26 protein-coding genes and 1 tRNA gene are annotated in these 24,600 nt (G+C 40.2%); 13 read left to right on the top strand and 14 right to left on the bottom strand.

From position 1 onward, the window contains the following. Positions 1-6 precede the first annotated feature (6 nt). Positions 7-624, bottom strand: coding sequence for a hypothetical protein (locus H148_RS0116470; RefSeq protein ID WP_029035775.1), 618 nt, complete (start codon positions 622-624; stop codon positions 7-9). 377 nt (positions 625-1,001) lie between these two features. On the opposite strand from H148_RS0116470, the gene rplM reads away from it, so the two are divergent. The 4 genes from rplM (at position 1,002) to tsf (ending at position 3,837) form a co-directional block, all read left to right on the top strand. Beyond that, positions 1,002-1,457, top strand: coding sequence for a 50S ribosomal protein L13 (gene rplM / locus H148_RS0116460; RefSeq protein ID WP_029035774.1), 456 nt, complete (start codon positions 1,002-1,004; stop codon positions 1,455-1,457). Next, the gene (gene rpsI, locus H148_RS0116455; RefSeq protein ID WP_029035773.1) at positions 1,457-1,843 is read left to right on the top strand and encodes a 30S ribosomal protein S9; all 387 of its coding nucleotides are present in this window, start codon (positions 1,457-1,459) and stop codon (positions 1,841-1,843) included. The genes rplM and rpsI overlap by 1 nt, the downstream gene beginning before the upstream one ends. Positions 1,844-2,020: 177 nt before the next feature. After that, entirely contained in the window at positions 2,021-2,923 is a 903-nt protein-coding gene (gene rpsB / locus H148_RS0116450) for a 30S ribosomal protein S2 (RefSeq protein WP_029035772.1), read from the top strand. Between the two features lie 89 nt (positions 2,924-3,012). Continuing rightward, positions 3,013-3,837, top strand: coding sequence for a translation elongation factor Ts (gene tsf, locus H148_RS0116445; protein ID WP_029035771.1), 825 nt, complete (start codon positions 3,013-3,015; stop codon positions 3,835-3,837). 93 nt (positions 3,838-3,930) lie between these two features. On the opposite strand, the gene H148_RS0116440 is transcribed toward tsf, so the two are convergent. Next, the gene (locus H148_RS0116440) at positions 3,931-4,302 is read right to left on the bottom strand and encodes a hypothetical protein (protein WP_029035770.1); all 372 of its coding nucleotides are present in this window, start codon (positions 4,300-4,302) and stop codon (positions 3,931-3,933) included. Positions 4,303-4,447: 145 nt separating this feature from the next. On the opposite strand from H148_RS0116440, the gene pyrH reads away from it, so the two are divergent. The 5 genes from pyrH (at position 4,448) to H148_RS0116410 (ending at position 9,592) form a co-directional block, all read left to right on the top strand. Then, complete coding sequence (gene pyrH, locus H148_RS0116435; RefSeq protein ID WP_029035769.1) at positions 4,448-5,155, top strand: UMP kinase; 708 nt, start codon at positions 4,448-4,450, stop codon at positions 5,153-5,155. Positions 5,156-5,183: 28 nt separating this feature from the next. Beyond that, on the top strand, positions 5,184-5,738 hold the full coding sequence (gene frr, locus H148_RS0116430) for a ribosome recycling factor (protein ID WP_029035768.1): 555 nt from the start codon (positions 5,184-5,186) through the stop codon (positions 5,736-5,738). Positions 5,739-5,991: 253 nt separating this feature from the next. Then, positions 5,992-7,434: an asparagine--tRNA ligase gene (asnS, locus tag H148_RS0116420; protein ID WP_029035767.1), complete on the top strand. Its 1,443-nt coding sequence runs from the start codon at positions 5,992-5,994 to the stop codon at positions 7,432-7,434. A gap of 92 nt (positions 7,435-7,526) precedes the next feature. Beyond that, positions 7,527-8,987, top strand: coding sequence for an RNA polymerase factor sigma-54 (gene rpoN, locus H148_RS0116415; RefSeq protein WP_029035766.1), 1,461 nt, complete (start codon positions 7,527-7,529; stop codon positions 8,985-8,987). Next, complete coding sequence (locus tag H148_RS0116410) at positions 8,987-9,592, top strand: hypothetical protein (protein WP_029035765.1); 606 nt, start codon at positions 8,987-8,989, stop codon at positions 9,590-9,592. The genes rpoN and H148_RS0116410 overlap by 1 nt, the downstream gene beginning before the upstream one ends. Here the strand turns inward: H148_RS0116410 and H148_RS0116405 are convergent. From H148_RS0116405 to H148_RS0116365, 9 genes are all read right to left on the bottom strand, one after another. Next, positions 9,587-10,294, bottom strand: a complete 708-nt coding sequence (locus H148_RS0116405; RefSeq protein ID WP_037325535.1) for a porin family protein — start codon at positions 10,292-10,294, stop codon at positions 9,587-9,589. The genes H148_RS0116410 and H148_RS0116405 overlap by 6 nt on opposite strands. A gap of 102 nt (positions 10,295-10,396) precedes the next feature. After that, positions 10,397-10,879, bottom strand: a complete 483-nt coding sequence (locus H148_RS0116400) for an ExbD/TolR family protein (RefSeq protein ID WP_029035763.1) — start codon at positions 10,877-10,879, stop codon at positions 10,397-10,399. Between the two features lie 19 nt (positions 10,880-10,898). Next, a complete protein-coding gene (locus H148_RS0116395; protein ID WP_029035762.1) occupies positions 10,899-11,507 on the bottom strand; it encodes an ExbD/TolR family protein in 609 nt (202 codons plus the stop codon). Positions 11,508-11,514: 7 nt separating this feature from the next. Next, the gene (locus H148_RS0116390; RefSeq protein WP_029035761.1) at positions 11,515-11,952 is read right to left on the bottom strand and encodes a hypothetical protein; all 438 of its coding nucleotides are present in this window, start codon (positions 11,950-11,952) and stop codon (positions 11,515-11,517) included. A gap of 18 nt (positions 11,953-11,970) precedes the next feature. Continuing rightward, positions 11,971-12,765 (bottom strand): MotA/TolQ/ExbB proton channel family protein, encoded by a 795-nt coding sequence (locus H148_RS0116385; RefSeq protein ID WP_029035760.1) that lies wholly within the window; start codon positions 12,763-12,765, stop codon positions 11,971-11,973. Positions 12,766-12,832: 67 nt separating this feature from the next. Next, positions 12,833-12,920: transfer RNA gene (locus H148_RS0116380), tRNA-Ser, on the bottom strand. A 98-nt stretch (positions 12,921-13,018) separates the two neighbouring features. Beyond that, positions 13,019-14,047 carry an asparaginase gene (locus H148_RS0116375; protein WP_029035759.1) on the bottom strand — a complete coding sequence of 343 codons (1,029 nt, stop codon included), beginning with the start codon at positions 14,045-14,047 and terminating at the stop codon, positions 13,019-13,021. Next, the gene (locus H148_RS0116370; RefSeq protein ID WP_029035758.1) at positions 14,031-15,173 is read right to left on the bottom strand and encodes a 1-acyl-sn-glycerol-3-phosphate acyltransferase; all 1,143 of its coding nucleotides are present in this window, start codon (positions 15,171-15,173) and stop codon (positions 14,031-14,033) included. Before H148_RS0116370 ends, H148_RS0116375 begins: the two co-directional genes overlap by 17 nt. Before the next feature lie 52 nt (positions 15,174-15,225). Beyond that, positions 15,226-15,993 (bottom strand): TatD family hydrolase, encoded by a 768-nt coding sequence (locus H148_RS0116365; RefSeq protein ID WP_029035757.1) that lies wholly within the window; start codon positions 15,991-15,993, stop codon positions 15,226-15,228. 52 nt (positions 15,994-16,045) lie between these two features. On the opposite strand from H148_RS0116365, the gene H148_RS0116360 reads away from it, so the two are divergent. Further along, on the top strand, positions 16,046-16,483 hold the full coding sequence (locus tag H148_RS0116360) for a retropepsin-like aspartic protease (protein ID WP_029035756.1): 438 nt from the start codon (positions 16,046-16,048) through the stop codon (positions 16,481-16,483). A gap of 248 nt (positions 16,484-16,731) precedes the next feature. Here H148_RS0116360 and odhB read toward each other — a convergent pair whose 3' ends face one another. Further along, the gene (gene odhB / locus H148_RS0116350) at positions 16,732-18,018 is read right to left on the bottom strand and encodes a 2-oxoglutarate dehydrogenase complex dihydrolipoyllysine-residue succinyltransferase (RefSeq protein WP_029035755.1); all 1,287 of its coding nucleotides are present in this window, start codon (positions 18,016-18,018) and stop codon (positions 16,732-16,734) included. Between the two features lie 57 nt (positions 18,019-18,075). Further along, the gene (locus H148_RS0116345) at positions 18,076-20,868 is read right to left on the bottom strand and encodes a 2-oxoglutarate dehydrogenase E1 component (protein WP_029035754.1); all 2,793 of its coding nucleotides are present in this window, start codon (positions 20,866-20,868) and stop codon (positions 18,076-18,078) included. Between the two features lie 113 nt (positions 20,869-20,981). Here H148_RS0116345 and H148_RS0116340 point away from each other — a divergent pair, with 113 nt between their 5' ends. Further along, on the top strand, positions 20,982-21,518 hold the full coding sequence (locus H148_RS0116340; RefSeq protein WP_029035753.1) for a hypothetical protein: 537 nt from the start codon (positions 20,982-20,984) through the stop codon (positions 21,516-21,518). Here the strand turns inward: H148_RS0116340 and H148_RS0116335 are convergent. After that, positions 21,515-22,489 (bottom strand): polyprenyl synthetase family protein, encoded by a 975-nt coding sequence (locus H148_RS0116335; protein WP_029035752.1) that lies wholly within the window; start codon positions 22,487-22,489, stop codon positions 21,515-21,517. The genes H148_RS0116340 and H148_RS0116335 overlap by 4 nt on opposite strands. A 142-nt stretch (positions 22,490-22,631) precedes the next feature. Here H148_RS0116335 and H148_RS0116330 point away from each other — a divergent pair, with 142 nt between their 5' ends. Next, positions 22,632-23,240, top strand: a complete 609-nt coding sequence (locus H148_RS0116330) for a TetR/AcrR family transcriptional regulator (protein ID WP_029035751.1) — start codon at positions 22,632-22,634, stop codon at positions 23,238-23,240. Beyond that, positions 23,237-24,598 (top strand): TolC family protein, encoded by a 1,362-nt coding sequence (locus H148_RS0116325; RefSeq protein ID WP_029035750.1) that lies wholly within the window; start codon positions 23,237-23,239, stop codon positions 24,596-24,598. Before H148_RS0116330 ends, H148_RS0116325 begins: the two co-directional genes overlap by 4 nt. Positions 24,599-24,600: the final 2 nt, after the last annotated feature.

Here is a 24,600-nt window from a genome sequence, read left to right as displayed (position 1 = left end):
GGTCTTTTACTGCTTCTTGTAGATTATATCAATTTTCTGAATATCTGAAGCAACGGTATTTCCTGGATCTTTAGCTACATAAACAGCCGTATTTGTTTCTTCTTTTGTTAATTTCACTTTTAAGAATTCCGAACCGTTTTCACTATACCGGTTAACAGTTTTAGTCTCGGTGTAGGTCTGTCCGTCAATGGTAAAAGTCACCGTCAGTTGATCTCCACTAACTGAATAGGTAGCAGCATAATTCCCGGTAGTCTGGCAATTAAAGGCACCTGTTACTTCACTAAAAAACAATCTTGATTGGAAGGTAGTTACTTCTCCGCTACTTTTAAAGTCAAAAAACATAGGATCAAAACAATCTGTTTCTTCTAACAAGTTATAAGTGAAATTAGCATCCTGATCAAAATCAACTGCTGTTGCTGTACCACCCTCTTCTAGAGGTACAGAGGTCATGGAAAACATATTCCAGGTCCCCAAAAGATCATTCATCGTTAGGTCCTGGGCTTGTACAGTTGTAGTTGTCGCATTAAGCGAAAGGCTTTCGTCCTCTATACTATTGGCAGAACAGGCAACAAGCATGCTTACTCCTACTCCACCTAACATCAATACTTGTAATAGTCTATTCATATTTTCCTTTTCTTTTCAAAGCAGTTGCAAATGTATATTCGGGGAATCTATTTTAATAATTTTTTAACACTTATTTTTCCTTTAGTCGGTGATTTAGTGCAGTTTATCGATTGGCTGTCGTGAAAGATTGAGGCTAGATTTGAGGAAAATCGGCAGTTTTGAGGAGTAAATTCGACAAAAAGAAAGAATCCTGTACGTTTCTTACAGAGGAAAAAAAAGGAAGCCAGTATGGAAAACAAATCAGCCTGAAAATCAGATCTTTTACTCCATTTAAATTAATGAAAATGCCATTTGTAATATAAATTTATAATTGTACATTTGCACCCCTGTTTTATGCAGGGAATGGAATGTTTAATTATTAAGTAAATTTAATTAGTGTGGACACATTAAGCTACAAAACGGTTTCTGCCAACAAAGCCACTGTCAATAAGGAGTGGGTTGTTGTAGACGCTGATGGACAGGCCCTTGGCCGCCTTTCTTCTGTAGTAGCAAAGCTACTAAGAGGAAAGTTTAAAGCTAATTTTACCCCACACGTTGATTGCGGTGATAACGTAGTTGTTATTAATGCCGAGAAAATCAACTTAACAGGAAAGAAATGGGACTCTAAAGAGTACATTCGCCACACCGGCTATCCTGGGGGTCAAAGAAGTTTAACTGCTTCGGAATTATTCACCAAAGGTCCTGAGAGACTGGTGGAAAATGCAGTAAAAGGAATGCTACCAAAGAACAAACTTGGTGCAGATCTTTTCCGTAACCTAAGAGTTTTTGCAGGATCAGAACATGACCTACAGGCACAAAAACCAAAAACTATTAACTTAAACGATCTTAAGTAATGGAAGTTATTCACAAAATTGGCCGTAGAAAAACGGCAGTTGCACGTGTGTACGTTTCTACAGGAAGCGGTAACATCACTGTAAACAAAAAAGACGTTAAGGATTACTTCTCTACAAGCACGCTTCAGTACAAGGTAAGACAACCACTTAACATGACCGGAAACAACGAAAGCTTTGACATCAAAGTAAACGTTTACGGTGGCGGGATCACAGGACAGGCAGAAGCTATTCGCCTTGCCCTTTCCAGAGCTATGGTAGAGTTGGATGCCGAGAACAGAAGCACTCTTAAGCCCGAAGGTTTACTTACAAGAGACCCAAGAATGGTTGAACGTAAGAAATTCGGTCAGAAGAAAGCTCGTAAGAAATTCCAGTTCTCTAAACGTTAATATTATTTGGTGTTGAAAGCACCAAAAAGTTCATATAAATCATAAGATTTTTGTTGTTACTCCGGAGTTACATTTGAAGAAGTGCCGGTGGTTAGTTTAGCATCTAAACGATCAGGGCCAGATTTTATATCGCCACCTGGTTGTTGCTATCTCAACAGAACGTAAACTATTACAAAAATGGCAAACAAAGTAGAAGTAAAAGAATTACTTGATGCAGGTGTACACTTTGGTCACCTCACAAGAAGATGGAATCCAAACATGGCTCCCTATATATACATGGAGCGCAACGGGATTCACATCATCAACCTTTATAAAAGTGCTGCTAAAATGCAGGAAGCCGGAGACGCGCTTAGCAAAATTGCAGCCAGTGGTAGAAAAATACTCTTCGTAGCTACCAAGAAACAAGCAAAAGAAATTGTTGCTGAACAAGCCGAAAGAGCTAACATGCCTTACATCACCGAAAGATGGCCTGGTGGTATGTTGACTAACTTCATCACTATTCGTAAAGCTGTTAAGAAAATGGCTTCTATCGACAGGATGAAGAAAGACGGTACTTTCAACACTCTTTCTAAGAAAGAACGCTTACAAGTAGATCGTTTAAGAGCTAAGTTAGAGAAAAACTTAGGTTCTATTTCAGAAATGAGCCGCCTTCCGGGTGCTCTATTCGTAGTAGACATCACTCGTGAACACATCGCGGTTAAAGAAGCTCAAAAATTAAACATTCCAATTTTTGCAATGGTTGACACCAATTCAGATCCAAGAGATGTGGATTATGTGATCCCTGCAAATGATGATGCTTCAAAATCAATTAGTAAAGTTGTTTCTTACGTTGCTGATTCTATCGTAGAAGGTCTTTCTGAAAGAAAAGCTTCAGGAAAAGAAGGTAAAGAAGAAGATTCTTCAGAAGAAAAACCTGCAAAAAGAACTCCTAAGCCAAGAAAACCAAAATTAGAAACTGAAGTTCCGTCTACAGATCCACAGGATAAAAAAGACATGAAGGAAGCTCAGGAAGATGTAAAACTAGAGTCTAAAAAAGAGACTTTAGCCGATGCACGTTCTAACGAAGGCGAGGAAGAATAGAATTTCATAAATTAATCTATGAGTCGTTTGGTTTCTTTCTCCTGAATTGAACTAGACGACTTATTCATTTATAAAAAACATTTTAAACTATGGCTAATATAACCGCCGCAGAAGTAAATAAACTTAGACAAGCTACCGGTGCCGGAATGATGGATTGTAAAAAAGCACTAGTAGAAGCAAATGGAGATTTTGATTCAGCAATCGAGATCCTTCGTAAAAAAGGACAAAAAGTTGCTGCAAACCGTGCCGACAGAGAATCATCTGAAGGTGTTGCTATCGCAAAGGTCAATGCAGACAACAGTAGAGGAGTTATCATTTCTCTTAACTGTGAAACTGACTTCGTTGCTAAAAACGAATCTTATATACAGTTGGCTGAAGACTTCGCTGATCTTGCTATGAATGTAAACTCTAAAGAGGAATTACTTTCTAAAGATTACAAAGGGATCACTGTTCAGGATAAATTGACTGAGCAAACCGGAGTTATTGGAGAAAAGATTGAGATAGGTGCCTTTAAAACTCTAGAAGCACCATTCGTAGGTTCTTATATCCACGCAGGTAACAAAATTGCGGTTCTTACAGGACTTTCACAAAAGACTGATAACGCTGAAGAAGTTGCGAAAAACGTTTCTATGCAGGCAGCTGCAATGAATCCTGTTGCGCTTAACGAAGAAGGTGTTGACCAATCTGTTGTTGAGAAGGAGATCGAGATCGCTAAAGATCAATTGAGACAGGAAGGTAAGCCGGAAGAAATGTTGGATAATATCGCAAAAGGTAAAATCAAGCGTTTCTTCAAAGACAACACTCTTGTTAACCAGGATTACATCAAAGACAGCAAAATGTCTGTTGCTGAATATGTGAAGTCTGAAGATGCTAACCTTAAAGTTGTAGGTTTTGAAAGAGTTGCTTTAGGATAAGCACTTACCTAATAAAAATTAAGAACCCGCTTCTGAAAAGGAGCGGGTTTTTTGTTCTCCACCCTTTCAGGGTTCTGAACCCTGAAAGGGTTATTATTTTACTCTTTCGAACACCAGAATCACTTCTTGGTTTTCCGGAATGGAAGGGTAAAGATTTCCTATCCTCAATCTTCCCTGCTCCGGCTTCTGAAAAAATAGTTCGCTGGTTCCCTCCTGCCCACTGGCCAAACTTAAAAGGATGGAGTCATCTTTGATCTCATATTTTAAATATTCCTCATTACCTTCTCCGTCTATTCGTGTGAGTCTGTTCCCGGATGTAAAAATTAATGTAGTACGGTCCCTCACCGGTTCCACCTCACTCCATTCTCCAGACAGGGATCCTTCCAATTGTTCATCCTTGTCACAGGAAATTGAAGCAAACAGGACCAGAATTAATAAAGTCTTCAAAATAGCGGCTCTATTCATTGCAGTTGTGCTTATGAAATATAATTACAGTTAATAAAAATATAAAAAATTGATCCTCACTGTTAGCCCGCTTCAATAATCTTTTTTGTCGCTCCCATCACATTAATAAATTCCTTAGTTTTGCACAACCCATCAAATCACATAGATGCATTACAAAAGAATCTTACTAAAACTTTCGGGCGAAGCCCTCATGGGCAACCGCCAATATGGGATCGACCCCGAACGTTTAGCCGAATATGCACAGGAAATAAAAGTAGTTACCGATAAAGGAGTTGAAGTGGCCATTGTCATTGGTGGCGGTAATATCTTTAGAGGTGTAGCAGGCGCTAGTCGCGGTATGGATCGGGTAACCGGTGATCATATGGGGATGTTGGCAACCGTAATAAACGGGCTGGCACTACAATCTGCTCTTGAAGATGCAGGTATCCAGACAAGACTTCAGTCGGCAATAAAGATCAATGAAGTAGCAGAGCCTTTTATTAGAAGAAAAGCCATGCGTCACCTGGAGAAAGGTCGGGTGGTAATATTTGGAGGTGGCACAGGAAACCCATATTTCACGACAGATTCAGCAGCAGTATTGCGGGCTATTGAGATCCACGCCGATGTAATCCTTAAAGGCACCCGAGTTGACGGAATCTATACTGCAGATCCCGAAATAGATAAGAAGGCAACAAAGTTCGATTTCATTAGCTTTGACGAAGTTCTTACCAAGGGATTAAAAGTTATGGATACCACTGCCTTCACTCTTAGCCAGGAAAATAAATTACCTATTATTGTTTTTGATATGAATAAACCTGGAAATCTTGAAAAGGTTGTAACAGGAGAAACAATAGGTACCAAAGTGAATTTTTAGAACAAAAAAGATTAATAAAGTTTTTAAAATGAACGACGAGTTAGATTTTATTATTGATAGCGCAAAAGAAGCAATGGATCAAGCCATTCTTCACCTGGAGAAACAACTTTTAAATATTCGGGCCGGAAAAGCAACTCCGGCTATGCTTGGCAGTGTAAGAGTGGATTATTACGGAAGCCAGACTCCTCTAAACCAGGTGGCCAATGTAAATACGCCAGATGCCCGCACCCTTACCATTCAGCCGTTCGAGAAGAGCCTGATTACCGCTATTGAAAAAGGGATCATGCAGGCAAACCTTGGGTTCAATCCCATGAATAATGGAGACAGTGTGATCATTAATGTTCCCCCTTTAACAGAGGAACGTCGCCGCGAACTGGCTAAACAGGCAAAAGCTGAAGCTGAAGACGCAAAGATTGGGGTGCGTAACGATCGTAAGAACGCCAACCAGGAGATCAAAAAACTCGATATTTCTGAAGATCTTCAAAAATCTGCTGAAGCTGAGATTCAGGAGCTCACCGACACCTATATTGAAAGAATTGACAAAATTCTGGCAGTAAAAGAAAAAGAGATCATGACTGTTTAACTCAGGAATCATATCTTTTATACCTTTCAAAAAGCGGCTTTTTCAGCCGCTTTTTTTCTGCTCGGGATTCTCTATTTATAATCTCTGTCCTCACTATAACTACCAAATTGGTGGGTTTCCAGAAAAATACTATAACAACCCCGCAAAGTATCCAAAAAGGTAATTTTCATTCTTCTTTTTTGCCGGGGACCTGCATTTAATTACTTGTAAGGCAAGTGCGGAAAAATTATCTTTGTCCTTCAAATAGAAAAAAATGATTACAGGAAAAGTTGCAGAACTTTTAGAAAGCACTCAGTATTTACAGGAAGTAGTAGTCAACGGGTGGGTTAGGTCCTTTAGGAGCAACCGGTTTATCGCCCTCAATGACGGCTCTACCATTAACAACCTCCAATGTGTCGTTGACTACGAAAAATTAAGTGAAGATACCCTTAGACGTATCACAGTTGGTGCTGCCATAAAGGTGAAGGGAACGCTGGTAGAAAGCCAGGGCAGCGGACAAAAAGTTGAAGTGCAGGCAAATTCTGTAGAAATTCTTGGCGATGCAGATCCGGAAGAAGTTAAATTAACAATTCTTTCTCCAAAAAGACATTCCTTTGAAAAGCTTAGAGAACAGGCTCACTTAAGAGTCAGGACAAACACTTTTGGTGCAGTGATGAGACTAAGGTCCAAACTGGCGTTCGCTATTCACAGCTATTTTCAGGAAAATAATTTTCATTTCGTAAATACTCCGATCATTACCGGAAGTGATGCCGAAGGGGCCGGGGAAATGTTTAAAGTCACTTCTTTTGATCTTGACAATGTTCCGAGGAACGAAGATGGATCTGTAAATTACAGGGAAGATTTCTTCGGAAAAGAAACTAACCTTACAGTTTCCGGGCAGCTTGAGGGAGAGACTTACGCTTTAGGTTTGGGACAGATATATACTTTTGGACCTACATTTAGGGCAGAGAATTCGAATACTTCCAGACATCTCGCAGAATTCTGGATGGTGGAGCCCGAAATGGCTTTTTGTGACCTGGCCGGAAACATGGACATAGCCGAAAAATTTATAAAATATGTCCTAAAATACATTTTGGACAACTGCAAAGATGATCTTGCATTTCTTGAAGAGCGCCTGGCCAATGAAGACAAGTCAAAGCCGGAAGCAGAAAGAAGCCCAATGAACCTTACCGAAAAGCTGAAGTTTGTTATTGAAAACAACTTTAAAAGAGTAAGCTATACCGAGGCTATCGATATTCTGAAGAATTCAAAACCAAATAAAAAGAAGAAATTCAATTATATTATAGAAGAATGGGGAGCCGATCTACAAAGTGAACACGAGCGCTACCTGGTAGAAAAGCACTTTAAGTGCCCGGTGATCCTTTTTGACTATCCTGCCAATATAAAGGCCTTTTACATGCGTTTAAATGAAGATGGAAAAACCGTGCGGGCCATGGACATCCTCTTCCCCGGAATAGGAGAAATTGTAGGTGGCTCACAAAGGGAAGAACGTCTTGAGGTGTTGCAAAAAAAGATGCAGGCTCTTGATATCGATGAAAAGGAGCTTTGGTGGTATCTTGATACACGTAGATTTGGAACATGTGTCCATAGTGGTTTTGGGCTTGGATTCGAAAGACTGGTGCAGTTCGCCACTGGAATGGGGAACATAAGAGATGTAATTCCTTATCCCAGAACTCCGCTTAACGCCGAATTTTAAAATTTTCCACATCCTAAAGTACTCATAAACAATCTACGTTCGTTTACGTTTGTAGATTGTTTTTTTTATTTTTATAAAAAGCCCGAAACTATATGCTAAAACAGCAGTTAAACTTTAAGTTATCTCAAAAGCTCTCCCCTCAGCAAATTCAGTTGATGAAGCTTATCCAGCTTCCTACGCAGGCTTTTGAGCAGAGGCTTAAGCAAGAGATGGAAGAGAACCCTGCACTTGAAGGCGGAAAAGAAGATAATGAAGAGTACGAGGAGGATTTCGAAAGGGATGACTATCAGGATGAGGATCCGGGCAACGAGAGTATTGAAGCCGATATTGATGTAGACGAGTATTTAAGCGATGATGAGATACCAAATTACCGGTTGCAGGCCAATAATTACAGTGCAGATGATGAAGACAGACAAGTGCCTTATGCCTCGGGTACCTCTTTTACTCAATATTTAAAAACTCAGTTAAGTACCCTTCGCCTGGATGAATCTGAGGAAGAAATTGCCGAATTCCTGGTAGGAAGTGTAGATGAAAGCGGCTATATAAGAAGATCTGTACAGGATATTGTTGATGACCTTGCTTTTACTCAAAACGTTTATACCGATGAAGATACTGTTGAGAAAGTGCTTAAATATGTGCATGAACTGGATCCCGCCGGAGTAGGCGCAAGAAGTCTTCAGGAGTGTTTGTCAATTCAGCTAAACCGAAAGGAGCAAACAAAATCTGTAAGCCTTGCTAAGGATATCATCGAAAAGTCCTTTGATCAGTTCAGCAAGAAACATTATCAGAAATTGCTCTCCAAGCATGATATTTCCGAAGAAGAACTTAGGAATGCAATTGATGTAATAGAACACCTTAACCCCAAACCCGGGGGAGCCTATGCCGGAAATACCCGGGCGGTAGAACACGTGATCCCCGATTTTACGATCAAAATAGCAGAAGGGGAACTGGAGCTAAGCCTTAACGGCAGAAATGCACCTGAAATGCATGTCTCTAAGGATTACAGTGAAATGCTGAAGGGGTATAAGGAATCGAAGGAAAAGAGCAAAGCACAGAAAGATGCGGTGATGTTCATAAAGCAAAAGCTGGATGCCGCAAAATGGTTCATAGAGGCCATTAAACAGCGGCAAACCACCTTGTTTGTAACAATGAGCTCAATTATGAATTATCAAAAAGAATATTTCCTTACAGGAGATGAAAGGAATTTGAAACCAATGATCCTTAAGGACATTGCAGACGAGATCGACATGGATGTCTCTACAGTTTCGCGGGTAGCCAACAGCAAATATGTAGATACACCTTACGGCACAAAACTTATTAAAGATTTCTTTTCGGAATCCATGAAGAATGACCAGGGAGAAGACGTCTCAACAAAAGAGATCAAAAAGATCCTGGAAATGACCATTGAAGACGAGAACAAGAGAAAACCACTTACAGATGAGAAGCTGGCAAAAATGCTCAAGGAAAAAGGTTATCCCATTGCACGCCGTACTGTAGCAAAATATAGGGAACAACTGGATATTCCCGTTGCCCGCCTTCGAAAGGAAATTTAATGAAGTTACTTCTTAAGTCTGCTTCTTTTCTGTTTCACCCCATTTGGATGCCTTTTGCGGGAACTTTGATATATTTTCTGGTTACACCCCGGTTCTTCCCTCTGGAGATCGTTAAAGCCAAGCTTTTGGCAATTGCCATAATGACCATTTTCATTCCAGTAGTTTTTGTTTATATGCTTAAAACCCTGGGCAAGGTAAATGACCATCATTTAAAAGAGATAGGGGAGAGAAAGTTACCCTTATTATTTTATGCCGTACTTGATTTAGTGGTACTAAGATATGTCCTGAACACCTTTGATTACTCTGCGTTGTATTATTTCTTTCTAGGAATAATGTTCTCTGCACTATTAGCTTTATTCTTTCTCCTCGCTAACATTAAAGTTAGCCTCCACATGATGGGTTTGGGGGGGCTCACCCTCTTCCTGATTTTTTTAAGCCTACATTTTGATCTCAACCTGATTTACACAATCAGTTTTTTAATAGCCATTACCGGTCTCACCGCCTCTTCCCGCTTACATTATGGAGCACACTCTTATAGTGAATTAGGAATCGGGCTAATGCTGGGCTTTATTCCTCAGGTGGGAGTAGCATTTGTGTGGTTATAGCAAGTAAAAAGTAAGACCTACCTGAAAAGTCTGTAGATCAAGGTCTACATTATTAACTGTAGCATCTTTAAAAAAGGAATTAAGGCTATAATAAAAAGTGAAGTTAAAGGTATTATATCCAAAAGTAAAGGTTGCACCCAATCGCAGTTTCTCAAACTCGGGAACATTTGATTCCTTATAGGTATTGCCATCCTGCACAAATTTTGACTGAAAATAATAAACATAGGCAGGACGAATCCCCGTATAAATACGCCAGAACTTATAGCTCGAGGGGGTGGAAGTGCGCCATCTAAACTGAACAGGAACATCAATAGACTGCGTTGTAAACCGGTTAGCATCAAAATCAACTCTATTCCTATCCAGGACGGCAAAATAGGTTCCCTCTCCTTCTACAGCTTCTCCTATAAAGAGGTTATTCCCGTAAGTATCAATTGACCAGCCAAGCCCAATTCCCAAAGCTATATTGCGGCGCTGGTTTATAGGAAAATCTCTTATAAAACCGGTGTGAAAACCTCCCGAAAACTGGGAACTCCTAATTTCTGACGGGGACCCGGTAAGGATGTTGTACGTGAAACTAAAATATATTTGATCTTCACGGTACAAGCTGTCGATCACCGCAGGAATTTCATTTCTTTCCTGGGCCTGTAAAAAAAGGGGAGAGAAAAATAAGAAAATTAAATGCCATTTTTGCAACCGGTACATGTTGGAATTTTGATCAAAGATAATGCGAAGAAAAACAGCATTCAAAAAAAAATCCCCTTACAATAAGTTGAAAGGGGATCTTCAAAAAGTAATAAATTTTAATTATTCAAAGTTTTGTGCAGCTTCACCGGTACGCGTGGTATAATTGATCTTTAGCGCCTCGGCTTTTCTCAACTCCATTTTAATATCAGATACTAATCCCATATTGGTCTCATTGTCAACTTTGAGTGCAGTTGTTAGGAAAGGAATTAACTCTTCCCTTTTAGTTTCCCTTTCAGCATATATAAACCGCTGAATGTCGGAAACATCAGCAAAGTTGTCATTTAGCTGTATACGAGCCTCGGTACCCATAGTTTGCTGGTATCTACTACTAGGTTTCCCCGCATAGATATACATTACAAGGTCTTTTTTATCCAGCTTTTCTACCTGATCTGCATATGGTAAAACATTTTGCACCTTTAGGGTATTCTCACGCATTACCGTAGCAACCATAAAGAAGAAAAGCAGCATGAATACAATATCGGGTAAAGCCGAAGTATTTATCGCGGGTAGCTCACTACTCTTTTTCTTATTGAATTTTGCCATAATCTAAAGTTTTTCGCGATTAATTTTTAGGATCTGCTTCAGAAAGTTTCTGAGGCCACATATCTCTTATTTCCTCGATCTGCTCCTTTAATCTTTCTCTATTTCCTGTATAATTGATGTTGTCATAATCTGCCTCCATTTGAGAGAACGATTTTGCGTACAATCTTTGAGCAGAACGGTTACGCAATTCGTTATATGCACCTACCAGTTCATTTTGAACTGCAACATAGGTTCCATATTCGGTTTGCCTGTCATTCACAAGCATGATAACTGCTTTAATAGGATTATCTGAAGAAGTTGGATCTCCGGCTCCCTGACAGTACGTACAAGCTTCGGGTCCTACTCCGCCACCATTGTCCAAAAAGGCAATAGCTGCTTCCCTCAAACCACTCAATTCCATTAGCTCATCTTCCACTAACAGATCATTGTTACGGTTAACAATTACCTTAAAAATATTTTTTTCTTTGATAATTGGAGGTTCAACCTCTTCATCCTGCATTGGAGGCAACTTTCTGCTGATACCGCTATCTGTTTCAATAGTTGTTGTCACCAGGAAGAAGATCAAAAGCAAGAAGGCGATGTCGGCCAATGAACCGGCATTTACTTCAGGTGTAGATCGTCTGGCCATAGTTAATTTATTTTATAAGTTTTCTTGCTCCCGAAAGCAACATTAGCAATACTGCACATGCCGCAAGGATATAGAAGGTTACTAAACCTGCTCCCACCCAGTGGTCTGCAGTGGCTGAAAGCGTAGTTCCGTCACTAAGCGTTTTTTCTGTTCCATCTGTAAGTACATAAGCAATTGCTATAACCACAATAAATGCTCCAACAGATATAAGTGTTTTCTTAATATCTCCCGAGAAAAGTCCTTTGATAACATAGAACAACACCAGGAGCACAATTATTGCAAACACTAGGTATGCCACATATAGAAATGGAGTTACCACACTTGCCTGTACATCGGCCGAATTTTCTATAGCATCATCACCGGCCATTAGAACTCTACCCCAAAGGATGAGTCCAATAACCCCGATAACGAGCGCTATATATTTTAATATTTTATGTAAGGTCATAATATAGTCTTGGTAATGTTATACTCTTCTTTTGTTCTTGTACTCTACAAGGATATCCATCAAAGTGATAGAAGCATCTTCCATATCATTCACGATTCGGTCGATCTTAGCAATAATGTAGTTATAAAAGATCTGAAGAATAATAGCCACGATCAAACCAAATACTGTCGTCAAAAGGGCGATTTTAATACCACCTGCAACAAGTGAAGGCTGCATATCTCCAGCTGCTTCAATTCTATCGAAAGCCTCGATCATACCAATTACTGTACCCATGAACCCAAGCATAGGAGCCAGGGCAATAAATAGTGATACCCATGATACGTTCTTTTCCAAAAGTCCCATTTGAACCCCACCGTAAGCTACAACTGCTTTTTCAGCAGCCTCTGTACCTTCATCGGCGCGGTCAAGACCCTGATAGTAGATAGAAGCAACAGGACCTTTTGTGTTACGACAAACATCCTTGGCAGCTTCAATTCCACCAGTATTTAAAGCGTCCTCAACATCCTGCGCCAACTTCTTAGTGTTGGTAGTAGCAAGGTTAAGATATATAATTCTTTCAATCGCGATCGCCAAACCTAAGATCAAACAAAGAAGTACGATTCCCATAAAACCGGGACCACCTTCGATGAAGCGTCTTTTGAGCTCCTGGTGAAATCCTACATCTTCAGTTTCTTCAGCTATTGCCTGATCTTCATCCTGAACAAAGTTCACCATGGTAGCCGGCAAGGCATTCACGTTATTTGTCGCATTCACATCTACGGCTCCGAACACCATAATTGTAGCGATCACCAAAATTGAAAATAATCTTTTCATTACTTTTTGTCTTAATTTAATTAGTTAACGGGTTAAAGATATAAATATTTATTCAAATAAAAACTAGCAGAGAGGAAGGGATTCGAACCCTCGATACCCTTGTGGGGTATACACACTTTCCAGGCGTGCGCCTTCGACCACTCGGCCACCTCTCTAAAAATCTATTCTGACTAGGGCTTTTTTTTAGCTATTTCTGAACAGTTCGCCAAATAACGAAAAAAAAGAGAAGCTGGTCAAGTAACAGCCCCAAAATTTACGACATTTCCCCGCGTAGGGAAGTTTCAAAAATAGTTCTAAAAACTTTTGGACTAAGTTCCTTGGCCAGGAGATACATCATTTTAGCCACAGCTGCCTCTGTAGTGATATCTTTTCCCGAAACAATTCCAATTTTCTTTAATTGGGTACTTGTCTCATATTGCCCCATTGCAACGCTGCCTCCGGTACATTGCGTCACATTTACAATGACTACTCCTGTAGCAATTGTTTTCTTCAGTAATTGAACAAACCAGTCCTGGGTTGGAGCATTTCCGCTGCCGTAGGTTTCAAGAATCACACCCTTCAATCCTTCTTTGGCTAAAATATGCTCCAGCAAACTCCTGTTTATCCCCGGAAAGATCTTTATCAAAGCAATCTCATCATTAAGACCTCTATGAAGTTTCATCTTGCGCCGGTGGTTTGGCTGCCATAAATAAGCATCGTTAACAGCAAGATGAACTCCAGAATTCACCAGTGGCGGATAATTAGGTGACGCAAAAGCCTGAAAATGTTCGGCATTGATCTTGGAAGTGCGGTTTCCCCTGTACAGTTTATATTCAAAGTAAACACCAACTTCAGATATTACCGGCTTTCCATTCTTTTGCAGCCCCGCAATCTGAATGCTGGTTATAAGATTCTCTTTGGCATCTGTCCTCAGATCCCCAATAGGTAATTGGGAACCGGTGAAAATTACCGGTTTTGAGAGGTTCTCGAACATAAAACTGAGAGCCGAGGCACTGTAAGACATGGTATCACTCCCATGCAAAATGACAAAACCGTCATAAGCTTCATACTTCTCATCAATAATTTCGGCAATTTGAAGCCAATAAGAAGGATTCATGTTTGATGAATCAATAGGACGTTCAAAACTCAGCGTGTCTATATGATGTTCCAGCAATTTTAATTCAGGAATATTTTGAAGTAACTCATCAAAATTAAAAGCCTTAAGTGCTCCCGTTTCAAAATCCTTCACCATACCAATCGTTCCACCGGTATAGATTAAAAGAATATTAGCGCTGCTCTTCATTCAGATTATTCTGATTTATTACCGGATTGGCATACATTAGCAGATAGCTGTTCACTTCTAGGGAATTTTTAAAATCTACCCGACGCGTAAGTCTCCTCTCAAATTGTCGTTTTTGCTTGATATTATAGTGCTCTTCAAACATGCTGCTGTTGTTTAATAAATCAAAAGCAATATAGTTTGCAGGCCAAAGCTTATAATTTCTATGTATTCTTCGGTCAATACTGGCAGTTAAATTTTGAATCTGCTCATTTACTGAGCCGGAATTCCCCTCTATTTGCTTCAGGGCTTCAGCACTTATTGTTTCTCCCGCAGTTAAATGTATTCGTCCCTTACTTCCAAGAGCTCCTTTAAGAATAGATTTAAAATCCTCATTAGCCGATTTTATATAGATCGTTTCCATTCTTTTTGCAAGGATTTCAGGCAACTTCAGAACATCTGTCGGATCAAATTCGTACGAAATAGCTACCGGTACAATTTTGAGTCTGCTAAAATATTCCGCTATAGAATCATCCTGCTTTGCCATCGCCAGCATCTTAAGTACGCCTTGCTGAGTATGGTCGTTTCCGTCTTTAGTTCTTCCTTCACGTTGTGCCATCCATACCGAACGTTTTTCTTCAACCAGAAGTTTCCTAATGTAGTCTGAAAGCTTTTGAGAACTCTTCAGCATTTCCCTTGGTCCTAAACCGCGTTTCACGAGAAAATTGCGATTCAGGCGGGAAAGTGCAAGTAAAAACGGCTTTTGAACCAGATTATCGCCAATGGCCGAAGCTGTCATTTTAAGTTCAGATTCGTAAAGAACCACATTGAGGAGACAGGTATCGAGAACGATATCGCGATGGTTTGAAATATAAAGATAGGATTCATCCTTATCAAGCCGGTCAAAACCGGAATACGACAGACCTTCACTGCTCTTGGAAAGCACCTTCTGTACAGTGTGATAAATAACTTTGGTCTGGAAATCACGAATACTTTCACAGGCAAATACCTTCTCTTTTATCTTATCAAAAGGAACATTCGGAAAGGTATAATATAGAAGGCCCTTAATCATGGGATGCTTAACATAATCCTTCAAGGCTTCCTGCACTTCTGCATCTTCATAAAACCGAATATCATCGTAATTTGTCACTATTTCATCATTTGGGTTAGCAAAAAAACAAAATTATAAGCACTTACTTCCGTTATACCCCAAAAATATCTCGGGAATTCCGGGTAGTAATTTTAGCTATTTCTTCGGGAGTGGAGCCGTAAACTGCAGCTACTTTCTCTAAAACTTCAACAAGATACAAACTTTCATTGCGTTTCCCCCGGTAAGGCGCCGGTGCAAGGTAGGGTGCATCGGTTTCCAGAACAATTTCGCTTAACGGGATTTGACCCAAGAACCTGTCAATTTTGCCATTTTTAAAGGTAACAACGCCTCCGATTCCCAGCTTCATGTTATAGGAAAGTGCTTGTTGAGCCTGTTCGAATGTTCCGGTAAAACAATGAAAAACGCCAAAAAGACCTTCTCCTTTCTCTTGCTCCAGGACTTCAAACACTTCATCAAAAGCGTCCCGACAGTGGATTACGATTGGCAACTTATGTTTCTTTGCAAGCCGAATTTGATATGCAAAAGCTTCCTGCTGAATGTCTAAGGTAGATTTATCCCAGTAAAGATCGACTCCTGTCTCTCCCACTGCATAAAATTTTCTTTCGTTGAGTTGTTTTTCAACTATAGCCAGCTCCTCCCGGAAGTTCTCCTTTACATGAGTTGGGTGAAGACCTGCCATTAAAAAAATGTTTTCCGGGAATTGTTTTTCCAGAGCATACATGTCTTCAATATACGTTGAATCTATTGCCGGAATAAAAAATCGTTTAATATTGGCGTCTATAGCCCTTTTTATCATCTCCTCGCGATCTTCATTAAATGATTCGCTGTAGAGGTGAGTATGAGTATCTGTAATTATCATAAATGCAAAAATAATTTATTTTATACAGCTATCTTTGGCAAAAAAGAAAAGAATGGCATCTCTTAAGAAGTTACTTAAAGAAAAAGGATATAACAAAATTCCTCTCACCTATACCGCCACTCAACATTTGGAGTTAAAAGCCAAAATAAATAAAATTGAAGGCAATTTTATCCTCGATACCGGGGCCTCCAGTACGTGTGTAGGTCTGGATGCGGTTTCTCATTTTGAACTTCTCGCAGAAGACAGTGATGTTAGAGCTGCAGGCGCCGGGGCAACTAATATGCTGACTCAAATAGCCCTGAAGAACATTATTGAGATCAAAGGCTGGAAAAGTAAAAAAGTGGACCTGGTACTTTTTGATCTTAAACATGTAAATGATGCATTGGTCAAACATAAGGCTGAAAAAGTACAGGGTATAATTGGAGCTGACATCCTTAAAAAGGGTAAAGCCATTATTGATTATAAGTCCATGAACCTTTACCTTAAATAATTTTTAAAAATGGGGGATTCCCCCCATTTTACAGTGGCACAGGTTTAACTACCTTGAGGTTAACCAAAAAATCTGCCGCTATGAATTTCTTTAACCTAAAACACCTGCCGGTGTTTCCGGCTTTAATGGCCTTGTTGATTATTTTTGTTCTTGTACTCAACATCTACACTTTGCTTGCGTACTAGAACAAAAAAGAAAGGCAGTGATCCTGAAATCACTGCCTTTCTTTTTTGTCCTTTCTAGTACCTCTACAATTCCAAAGCCCTCTTCACGTCATTATCCATGAGCAGTTCTTCTGGATTTTCCAGAGCTTCTTTTATAGCCACAAGAAATCCTACCGATTCTTTTCCATCAATGATTCTGTGGTCATAGGAAAGTGCTACATACATGATAGGACGTATTTCAACGTGACCATCAATAGCTACAGGCCGGTCTACAATATTGTGCATTCCCAGAATTGCACTTTGAGGAGGGTTAATAATTGGAGTTGATAACATAGAACCAAAAACCCCACCATTGGTAATGGTAAAAGTTCCTCCTGTCATTTCATCTACAGTGATCTGCCCGTCGCGCACCTTAATGGCAAGACGTTTTACTTCGGCTTCCACTCCACGGAAGCTCATATTCTCCACATTCCTCATTACCGGCACCATCAAACCTTTAGGACCCGATACCGCAATGCTAATATCTTTATAATCATACTTTACCTGGTAATCTCCATCGATCATAGAGTTTACACCGGGAAAAAGGTCAAGAGCTCTCACAACTGCAAGAGAAAAGAATGACATAAATCCTAAACCTACTCCGTGTCTGTCTTTAAATTCTTCTTTATACTGCTTTCGAAGCGAAAAGATTGCAGACATGTCAACCTCATTAAAGGTAGTCAACATTGCTGTTTCGTTCTTTACATCCACTAAACGTTCGGCCACACGGCGACGCAGCATAGACATTTTTTTGCGCTCTTCTCCGCGTTTTCCCTGTCCGGGAGTTCCCATTGAAGGATTTGCATTAGTAGCATCCTCTTTGGTAATCCTGCCGTCACGACCAGATCCTTTTACAGAATTGGCATCCATCCCTTTTTCATCAAGGATCTTTTTCGCTGCAGGAGAAGGGCTTCCCGTTGCATACGTCTCTTTTTGCTGAGACGGAGTGCTTGGTTTTGAGGGAGCCTGAGTTTTCGCTTCAGCTTTTTTGTTATCTTTTTTCGAAGATTCTAATTCTTCTTCTTTGCCCGAAGTTGCCTCTTTCTCCTCTTCCACCACTTCCTTGGAATCCTTATCACCACCTCCGGGTTTGGGAGCATCGGTATCGATTAAGCAAACCACATCACCTACAGCTACGGCATCTCCCTCTTCTGCTTTCAACGTGATAATTCCACTTGCCTCTGCCGGAAGTTCCAAAGTAGCTTTGTCACTGTCTATCTCGGCAATTGCCTGATCTTTTTCTACATAATCTCCGTCTGCAACCAGCCACTGGGCGATTTCTACTTCGGTGATCGATTCTCCCGGAGAAGGGACTTTCATTTCTAAAGCCATGATTTCTTTTTTTTATTTAAATGCCGAAAATTTATACCGGCGAAAAATTTATAATTTTTAAACTACCTCAACAGTTTTGTCAAATACAGATTCAATTACCTTTTCGTGACGCTTTTTAAATCTCGTCGAGCTACCTGCTGCAGGAGATCCATAGAATTTTCTACTGCAAATCCTGAAGCTTTTTGCCACTTCCAAATGTAATAACAAATGGCTATATGCACCCATATTTCTTGGTTCTTCCTGTGCCCAAACTATATCATCGGCATTTTTATATTTTTCTATAACCTGCTTTATTTGTTCAGAAGGCAATGGAAATAATTGCTCAATTCTCACTAGTGCCACATCATTACGCTCCAGCTCTTCCCTGCGCTCCAGCAGGTCGTAATAGAATTTTCCTGTACAAAATACCAGCGATTTAATCTTTTTAGCGTCGGCCTCTGCATCATCTAAAAGTGGCTGGAAAGAACCGTTTGCAAATTCTTCTTTTGTCGATATTACTTTAGAGTGCCTTAGCAGACTTTTTGGGGTAAAAATAATTAAGGGTTTTCTGTATTTCACCTTCATCTGCCTTCTAAGCAGGTGGAACATATTCGCCGGTGTAGTGACATCGGCAACAAACATGTTGTCTTTGGCACATAACTGCAGGTATCTTTCCATTCTTCCTGAAGAATGTTCTGCTCCCTGGCCTTCATATCCATGTGGTAAAAACAGAACAAGCCCGTTTTGAAGTTTCCATTTATCTTCGGCGGCCGAGATATACTGGTCGATCATGATCTGCGCTCCATTGCTGAAATCTCCAAACTGTGCCTCCCAGATGGTAAGACAATTTGGGCTTGCCATGGCATAACCGTAGTCAAAACCTACCACCCCGTATTCAGATAAAAGAGAATTGTATATTTTGAAGTCACACGACGAGCCTTCCTTAGCGTCACAAACTGTTCCTTCAATCTGGTTCAACAGGATGATCTCTTCTTCACTGTCCTCAACTTTAACCACGGCATGACGGTGAGAAAATGTTCCCCGTTCCACATCCTGGCCACTCATTCTCACGTAATATCCTTCCTTAATAAGAGTACCGTAAGCCAATAACTCGGCCATGCCCCAGTCAAGACTATTATCCTCAAAGAACATAGTATGACGAAGGTCTACCAGTTTCTTAATTTTTCTAAGGAATTTCTTGTCCTCGGGAAGTTTTGAAACTGCACGGGCAACTTCTTTTAGCACCTCCATATCTACGGTGGTGTCTACTTCTTCCATCATCCTGGATTCGTCCACGTGGTCAAATCCCTCCCATTCATCCTGCATAAAAGGTGTGACCCTCGTCTTTTCCTCCTTACGGGAATCCTCTAAATTTTCCTCCAGTTTAGCCTTGTATTCTTCTTCCAGCTTCTCAACATAGCCATCATCAATTACTCCCTGAGCTTTAAGTTTTTCGGCATAAATATTTCTTGGATTCTCGTGAGTTCCAATAGCTTTATAAAGTTTTGGCTGTGTAAATCTTGGCTCATCCCCTTCATTATGCCCGTACTTTCTATAGCCTAACAAGTCAATAAAAACATCTTTTCCAAAGGTCATCCTAAAGTCAAGTGCAAACAACACCGCGTGTACAACAGCTTCGGCGTCATCGGCATTTACATGTAGCACCGGAGATTTAGTGACCTTTGCCACATCTGTACAATAAGTAGAAGAACGTCCATCTAAATAATTTGTGGTAAAACCTATCTGGTTATTTACCACTATGTGTATGGTACCGCCGGTAGTATAACCTTCCAGCTGCGACATTTGTACGATCTCGTAAACTATTCCCTGACCTGCTATGGCCGCATCTCCATGTACAATTATGGGTAGAACGGCATCAGTCTTATTCTGATAGTGCCGGTCCTGTTTTCCACGGGTGATCCCCTGCACTACAGCTCCAACAGTCTCAAGGTGAGACGGGTTTGGAGCAATATTGATATTGATCTCTTTTCCGCTGTCGGTTTTACGGCAGGCAGTCCAACCCAGGTGATACTTAACATCCCCGTCAAAAATGTCTTCCTCATAATCTTTTCCGTCAAATTCAGTAAAGATATCTTTTGCACTTTTTCCGAAGATATTGGTCAGTGTGCTTAAACGACCTCGATGAGCCATTCCCATTACAAAATCCTTCACCCCAAGATCGGCTGCTTTTTCAATAATAGCATCCAGCGCCGGAATTAAACTTTCTCCCCCTTCAAGAGAAAAACGTTTTTGCCCAACGTATTTGGTATGTAAAAAGTTCTCAAAAGAAACTGCCTCATTTAGTTTCTTTAAAATGTGCTTTTTCTGCTCTGCATTAAAAGCAGGCTGATTCTCGTTGATGTTCAGCCTGTCCTGGATCCACTTTACCTGTTTGGGATTTCGGATAAACATATACTCAACCCCTATGGAATCACAATACACCTTTTGAAGGTGCTCTACTATCTGCCTAAGCGTTGATGGTCCTAATCCAAGAATGTCACCTGCATTAAAAACTGTATCCAGATCACTCTCCTCAAGGTCGAAATTTTGTATGTCAAGGGTAGGGCTATATTTTCTACGCTCCCTTACCGGGTTCGTCTTTGTAAAAAGATGACCACGGGTACGATATCCATCGATCAATTTTACTACCCGAAACTCCTTTCGAACCGATTCTGACATTTCTATCGGTTCTCCTTTTTCGGGATGTTGAACAACGGCTTGACCATTTCCGGAGGTCTCCAGGCCAAAATCAAATCCCTGGAAAAAAGCTCTCCAGCTAGGTTCTACACTGTCGGGATATTGTAGGTATTGATCATAGAGTTCAGCGAAATAGGCTGTATGTGCGGCATTTAAAAATGAATATTTGTCCATAAGATGAAACTACCTGTTTCTTTTTTGTAAAACGTTACAAAAGTACAATTTTTAAAAAAGAAGGATAGGAGCATTTAATATATTTACCTTATACTTCGAAAACTTTTAACATCATGCACATCTTTTTTAGTAAAAAAATAAACCTTATAGTTTTAATTGCAGCACTTTATTTCCCTCATTCATATTTGGTTGCACAGGAGCGACAGGTGTCAAAAAAGGCATTTTGGGAAGATGTTCGCTTTGGTGGTAGTGTTGGAGTTAATTTTAGTAATGGCTACTTCGGTGGCTTTCTAGCGCCAAAAGCAGTCTACGATTTTAACAAATATACATCTGCAGGTGTTGGTCTTGCAGGTTCTTACAACAACACCTCCCGCTACTCTTCCTATACTGCCGGAGGAAGTGTTTTTGGATTGCTACGGCCTTTCAATCCCTTGCAGCTTTCAGCAGAATTTGAGGAACACTACGTTTCTAGGGATTTTAAACTGGACGGAGCCAACATATCAGACTCTTACTGGTATCCTGCCCTGTTCCTGGGTTTGGGTTACAACACCGGCCCAATGACTATTGGGATTCGATATGATGTCTTGTACGATAGTGAAAAAAGCATTTATGCCAATGCTTTTATGCCTTTTGTGAGTATTTATTTTTAAACCTGTCGGTTCATTAACCCCTTTCCAAAGTTGTAAAGGATTTCTTTTCTGTCTTGCTCAATCTGCAATTCATCCAGCACTGCAAAGGCTTTTTGTGTGTATTTCTTAATTTCCTGGCGGGTGAGTTCTGCCGCACCACTGCTCTCAAAAAGCCCTTTTACAGTCTCTATCTTTGCAGTAGGATCTGGCGGATTTATGGAATATAGATCCTCAAGCTGATTAGCTTCTCCCAAAGCTGCTTCCTCTAAGGAAGTGAGATATAAAAAGGTTTTTTTGTTCTCAATTATGTCACCACCGACTTGTTTTCCGAAGGAATCCGGATTGCCAAAAGCATCAAGGTAATCATCCTGCAATTGGAAAGCAATTCCCAGTAAGCGACCAAATTCATAGATCCTGTTGCAGTTTTCTTCGGAAGCATTTGCAACTATAGCACCCATTTTAAGTGAGGCTCCTACTAGTACTGCAGTTTTATATTCTATCATTTTGAGGTATTGTTCGATAGTTACCTTCTCCCGGGATTCGAAATCTATATCATACTGCTGACCTTCACAAACTTCAATAGCGGTCTTCGAAAATAACTCTGCCAAATGCCGGAAAGTTTCTCCGGGATAATTCTCGAATAACTGATATGCCTTGATGAGCATGGCATCACCCGAAAGAATACCGGTGTTGATATCCCAACGTTCATGCACTGTTTGCTCTCCCCTTCTCAATGGTGCGTCATCCATGATATCGTCATGCACTAAGGAAAAATTGTGAAAAACTTCAATAGCCAAAGCAGCATCAAGGGCTTTTTTATAGTCGCTTCCAAAGATCTCTGCTGCCAATAAAACAAGAACCGGCCTCACCCGTTTACCTCCAAGGCCAAGAATATAAACCATAGGTTCGTACAAATTAGCAGGTTCCTTTTTTACCACCTTCCGGGAAAGGTATTCTTCAAATTCTTCGCGGTACCGGTCTACTGAGAGCATAAAAAAATTTTGCGCTAAAATACCAAAACAGGAAGAAAATTTACCCTTTTCATTACTAATAAAAAGCGAAATAAAAACTAAAGAAACTTTTATTGTTTATTAAGTTTCCATTTGTATCTTTGCCCGCTCAAAAAATAATAGTTTGAAAGATCAAATTTTAGCAAAAGCAGCCGAAATGTTTCTCACCCTGGGAGTGAAAAGCGTGACTATGGATGAAATTGCTTCGGAAATGGGGATTTCCAAGAAGACCATTTACGCACATTTCCCTACTAAAACAAAATTAATAGATGCAACTGCAAGTTTTGTGTTTGAAAAAATATCCCTGGGAATAGAAGAAATTAAAGAAGAGAAAAAGGATCCTATAGAAGAACTTTATGCCATTAAAGATTTTGCCTGTGAACATTTAAAAGATGAGAAATCTTCTCCACAGTACCAACTTCAAAAATATTACCCAAAAGTTTACTCCAGCATAAGAAAAAAACAACGTAAGATCCTGGACGAAATAACTCTTCAAAACCTTAAAAAAGGGATCGAAAAAGGAGTTTATCGCAGTGACTTACCAATTGAATTTACCAGCAGGATTTATTTTACAGGTATTCTGGGAATCAAAGATGATGACCTTTTTCCAGAACCGGAATTTTCAAGTCACCTACTCACAGAAATGCACCTCGAGTACCATTTACGAGCCATTGTAACTTCAAAAGGATTGAAAAAACTGGAAACCTATTTAACCACAAGCAGCACAAAATGAAAATATTTATATTCCTACTCAGCAGTTTTTTCTGCTTTAGCGCCTGGGCACAGGAATCCGATCCGGAAATTCTGAACCTATCTCTCGAAGAGGCTATTGTTCTAGGACTGGAGAATAACTATTCCTCTTTAAAATCGGAAAAAGAAGTGGAAAAAGCTTTGGCTCAAAAATGGGAAATTATTTCCCAGGGTTTACCGCAAATCAATGGAAATGTTGATTACCAGAATTTCCTGAAACAACCTGTCACTCTAATTCCGGGAGAAATTGCAGGGGGCGAACCCGGAACTTTTGTTCCGGTAAGGTTTGGGACTCAGCAGAATCTCAGCGCCACTGCCACCTGGTCTCAGCTCATTTTTGATGGCTCTTATATAGTTGGTGTTCAATCTGCCCGCACCTTACTGCAAATATCAAAGAACGCCAAGACCAAGACCGATCTTGAGGTAAGAAAGGCGGTTATCAATGCTTATGGAAATGTACTTATGGCTCAGGAGAGTGTGGAAATTCTTGTAAACAATCTGGAAAATATAACCGAAAATCTTAATGACACTCAGAAGATCTTCGAGAGTGGTCTGGCAGAAGAGGAAGACGTGGAGCAACTGAAAATCACTCGATTAAGTCTTGAAAACAACCTCAACCGCAGTCGGCGCATGTTAGAGATCTCGTACCAGTTGTTAAACATGGCAATGGGAATCCCGGTAGACAGGGAGGTAATCCCCACAGATGATCTAAATACCCTTGCGCTACAATTTTATGACCTCCAGCTACTGGAAGAGCGTATCCCTGTTGAGGAAAATATAGACGTACGAATAGCTGAGAATTCTGCAGAGGCTGCACGTATATACGTGAGGCTTGAAAAAGCTAAAGCCTTACCACAACTTACTGGTTTCCTCAATTATGGGACCACCGGCCACAGTGACTCTTTCACATTCTTTAATGATAATCAAGAGTATTTCCAGCAATCTATTCTTGGAATAAGTCTTAATGTTCCAATATTTAGCAGTGGGATGAGAAATTCCCGCACCAAACAAAGACAACTGGAATACGAGCAGGCAATGTTGGATCTTCAGGAAACCCGGAACAGGGTCTCCCTCGAAATAGATGCTGCCAGGGCCGATTATCGATTTAGCCTTGAAAACTTAGAAGCTCAGCAGGAAAGTCTGGCACTGGCAAAGAGAATTGAAAATAAGAACCAGATCAAATTCTTTGAAGGTCTTGCCAGTAGTTTTGAGCTCAGCGAGGCACAAAGACAGCTATACACTGCTCAGCAAAATTTGTTACAGGCTATGCTTGAGGTGATAAATGATAAAGTTGAACTTGAAAATGCGCTAAGCACGAAAACTTATTCTGAAGAAGACTAATC

Origin of the sequence: Salinimicrobium terrae DSM 17865 (genome assembly GCF_000424665.1) — a bacterium.
GTDB lineage: Bacteria > Bacteroidota > Bacteroidia > Flavobacteriales > Flavobacteriaceae > Salinimicrobium > Salinimicrobium terrae.
The sequence above is the reverse complement of the archived record's forward strand: the minus strand, read 5'-3'. Positions and strand labels throughout refer to the sequence as shown.

What these genes read in the sequence shown, in the direction of transcription:
- H148_RS0116470 (WP_029035775.1), bottom strand. Translation starts at nt 624, where the DNA reads ATGAATAGACTATTACAAGTATTGATGTTAGGTGGAGTAGGAGTAAGC.
- rpsI (WP_029035773.1), top strand. Translation starts at nt 1,457, where the DNA reads ATGGAAGTTATTCACAAAATTGGCCGTAGAAAAACGGCAGTTGCACGT.
- rpsB (WP_029035772.1), top strand. Translation starts at nt 2,021, where the DNA reads ATGGCAAACAAAGTAGAAGTAAAAGAATTACTTGATGCAGGTGTACAC.
- tsf (WP_029035771.1), top strand. Translation starts at nt 3,013, where the DNA reads ATGGCTAATATAACCGCCGCAGAAGTAAATAAACTTAGACAAGCTACC.
- H148_RS0116440 (WP_029035770.1), bottom strand. Translation starts at nt 4,302, where the DNA reads ATGAATAGAGCCGCTATTTTGAAGACTTTATTAATTCTGGTCCTGTTT.
- pyrH (WP_029035769.1), top strand. Translation starts at nt 4,448, where the DNA reads ATGCATTACAAAAGAATCTTACTAAAACTTTCGGGCGAAGCCCTCATG.
- frr (WP_029035768.1), top strand. Translation starts at nt 5,184, where the DNA reads ATGAACGACGAGTTAGATTTTATTATTGATAGCGCAAAAGAAGCAATG.
- asnS (WP_029035767.1), top strand. Translation starts at nt 5,992, where the DNA reads ATGATTACAGGAAAAGTTGCAGAACTTTTAGAAAGCACTCAGTATTTA.
- rpoN (WP_029035766.1), top strand. Translation starts at nt 7,527, where the DNA reads ATGCTAAAACAGCAGTTAAACTTTAAGTTATCTCAAAAGCTCTCCCCT.
- H148_RS0116410 (WP_029035765.1), top strand. Translation starts at nt 8,987, where the DNA reads ATGAAGTTACTTCTTAAGTCTGCTTCTTTTCTGTTTCACCCCATTTGG.
- H148_RS0116405 (WP_037325535.1), bottom strand. Translation starts at nt 10,294, where the DNA reads ATGTACCGGTTGCAAAAATGGCATTTAATTTTCTTATTTTTCTCTCCC.
- H148_RS0116400 (WP_029035763.1), bottom strand. Translation starts at nt 10,879, where the DNA reads ATGGCAAAATTCAATAAGAAAAAGAGTAGTGAGCTACCCGCGATAAAT.
- H148_RS0116395 (WP_029035762.1), bottom strand. Translation starts at nt 11,507, where the DNA reads ATGGCCAGACGATCTACACCTGAAGTAAATGCCGGTTCATTGGCCGAC.
- H148_RS0116390 (WP_029035761.1), bottom strand. Translation starts at nt 11,952, where the DNA reads ATGACCTTACATAAAATATTAAAATATATAGCGCTCGTTATCGGGGTT.
- H148_RS0116385 (WP_029035760.1), bottom strand. Translation starts at nt 12,765, where the DNA reads ATGAAAAGATTATTTTCAATTTTGGTGATCGCTACAATTATGGTGTTC.
- H148_RS0116375 (WP_029035759.1), bottom strand. Translation starts at nt 14,047, where the DNA reads ATGAAGAGCAGCGCTAATATTCTTTTAATCTATACCGGTGGAACGATT.
- H148_RS0116365 (WP_029035757.1), bottom strand. Translation starts at nt 15,993, where the DNA reads ATGATAATTACAGATACTCATACTCACCTCTACAGCGAATCATTTAAT.
- H148_RS0116360 (WP_029035756.1), top strand. Translation starts at nt 16,046, where the DNA reads ATGGCATCTCTTAAGAAGTTACTTAAAGAAAAAGGATATAACAAAATT.
- odhB (WP_029035755.1), bottom strand. Translation starts at nt 18,018, where the DNA reads ATGGCTTTAGAAATGAAAGTCCCTTCTCCGGGAGAATCGATCACCGAA.
- H148_RS0116345 (WP_029035754.1), bottom strand. Translation starts at nt 20,868, where the DNA reads ATGGACAAATATTCATTTTTAAATGCCGCACATACAGCCTATTTCGCT.
- H148_RS0116340 (WP_029035753.1), top strand. Translation starts at nt 20,982, where the DNA reads ATGCACATCTTTTTTAGTAAAAAAATAAACCTTATAGTTTTAATTGCA.
- H148_RS0116335 (WP_029035752.1), bottom strand. Translation starts at nt 22,489, where the DNA reads ATGCTCTCAGTAGACCGGTACCGCGAAGAATTTGAAGAATACCTTTCC.
- H148_RS0116325 (WP_029035750.1), top strand. Translation starts at nt 23,237, where the DNA reads ATGAAAATATTTATATTCCTACTCAGCAGTTTTTTCTGCTTTAGCGCC.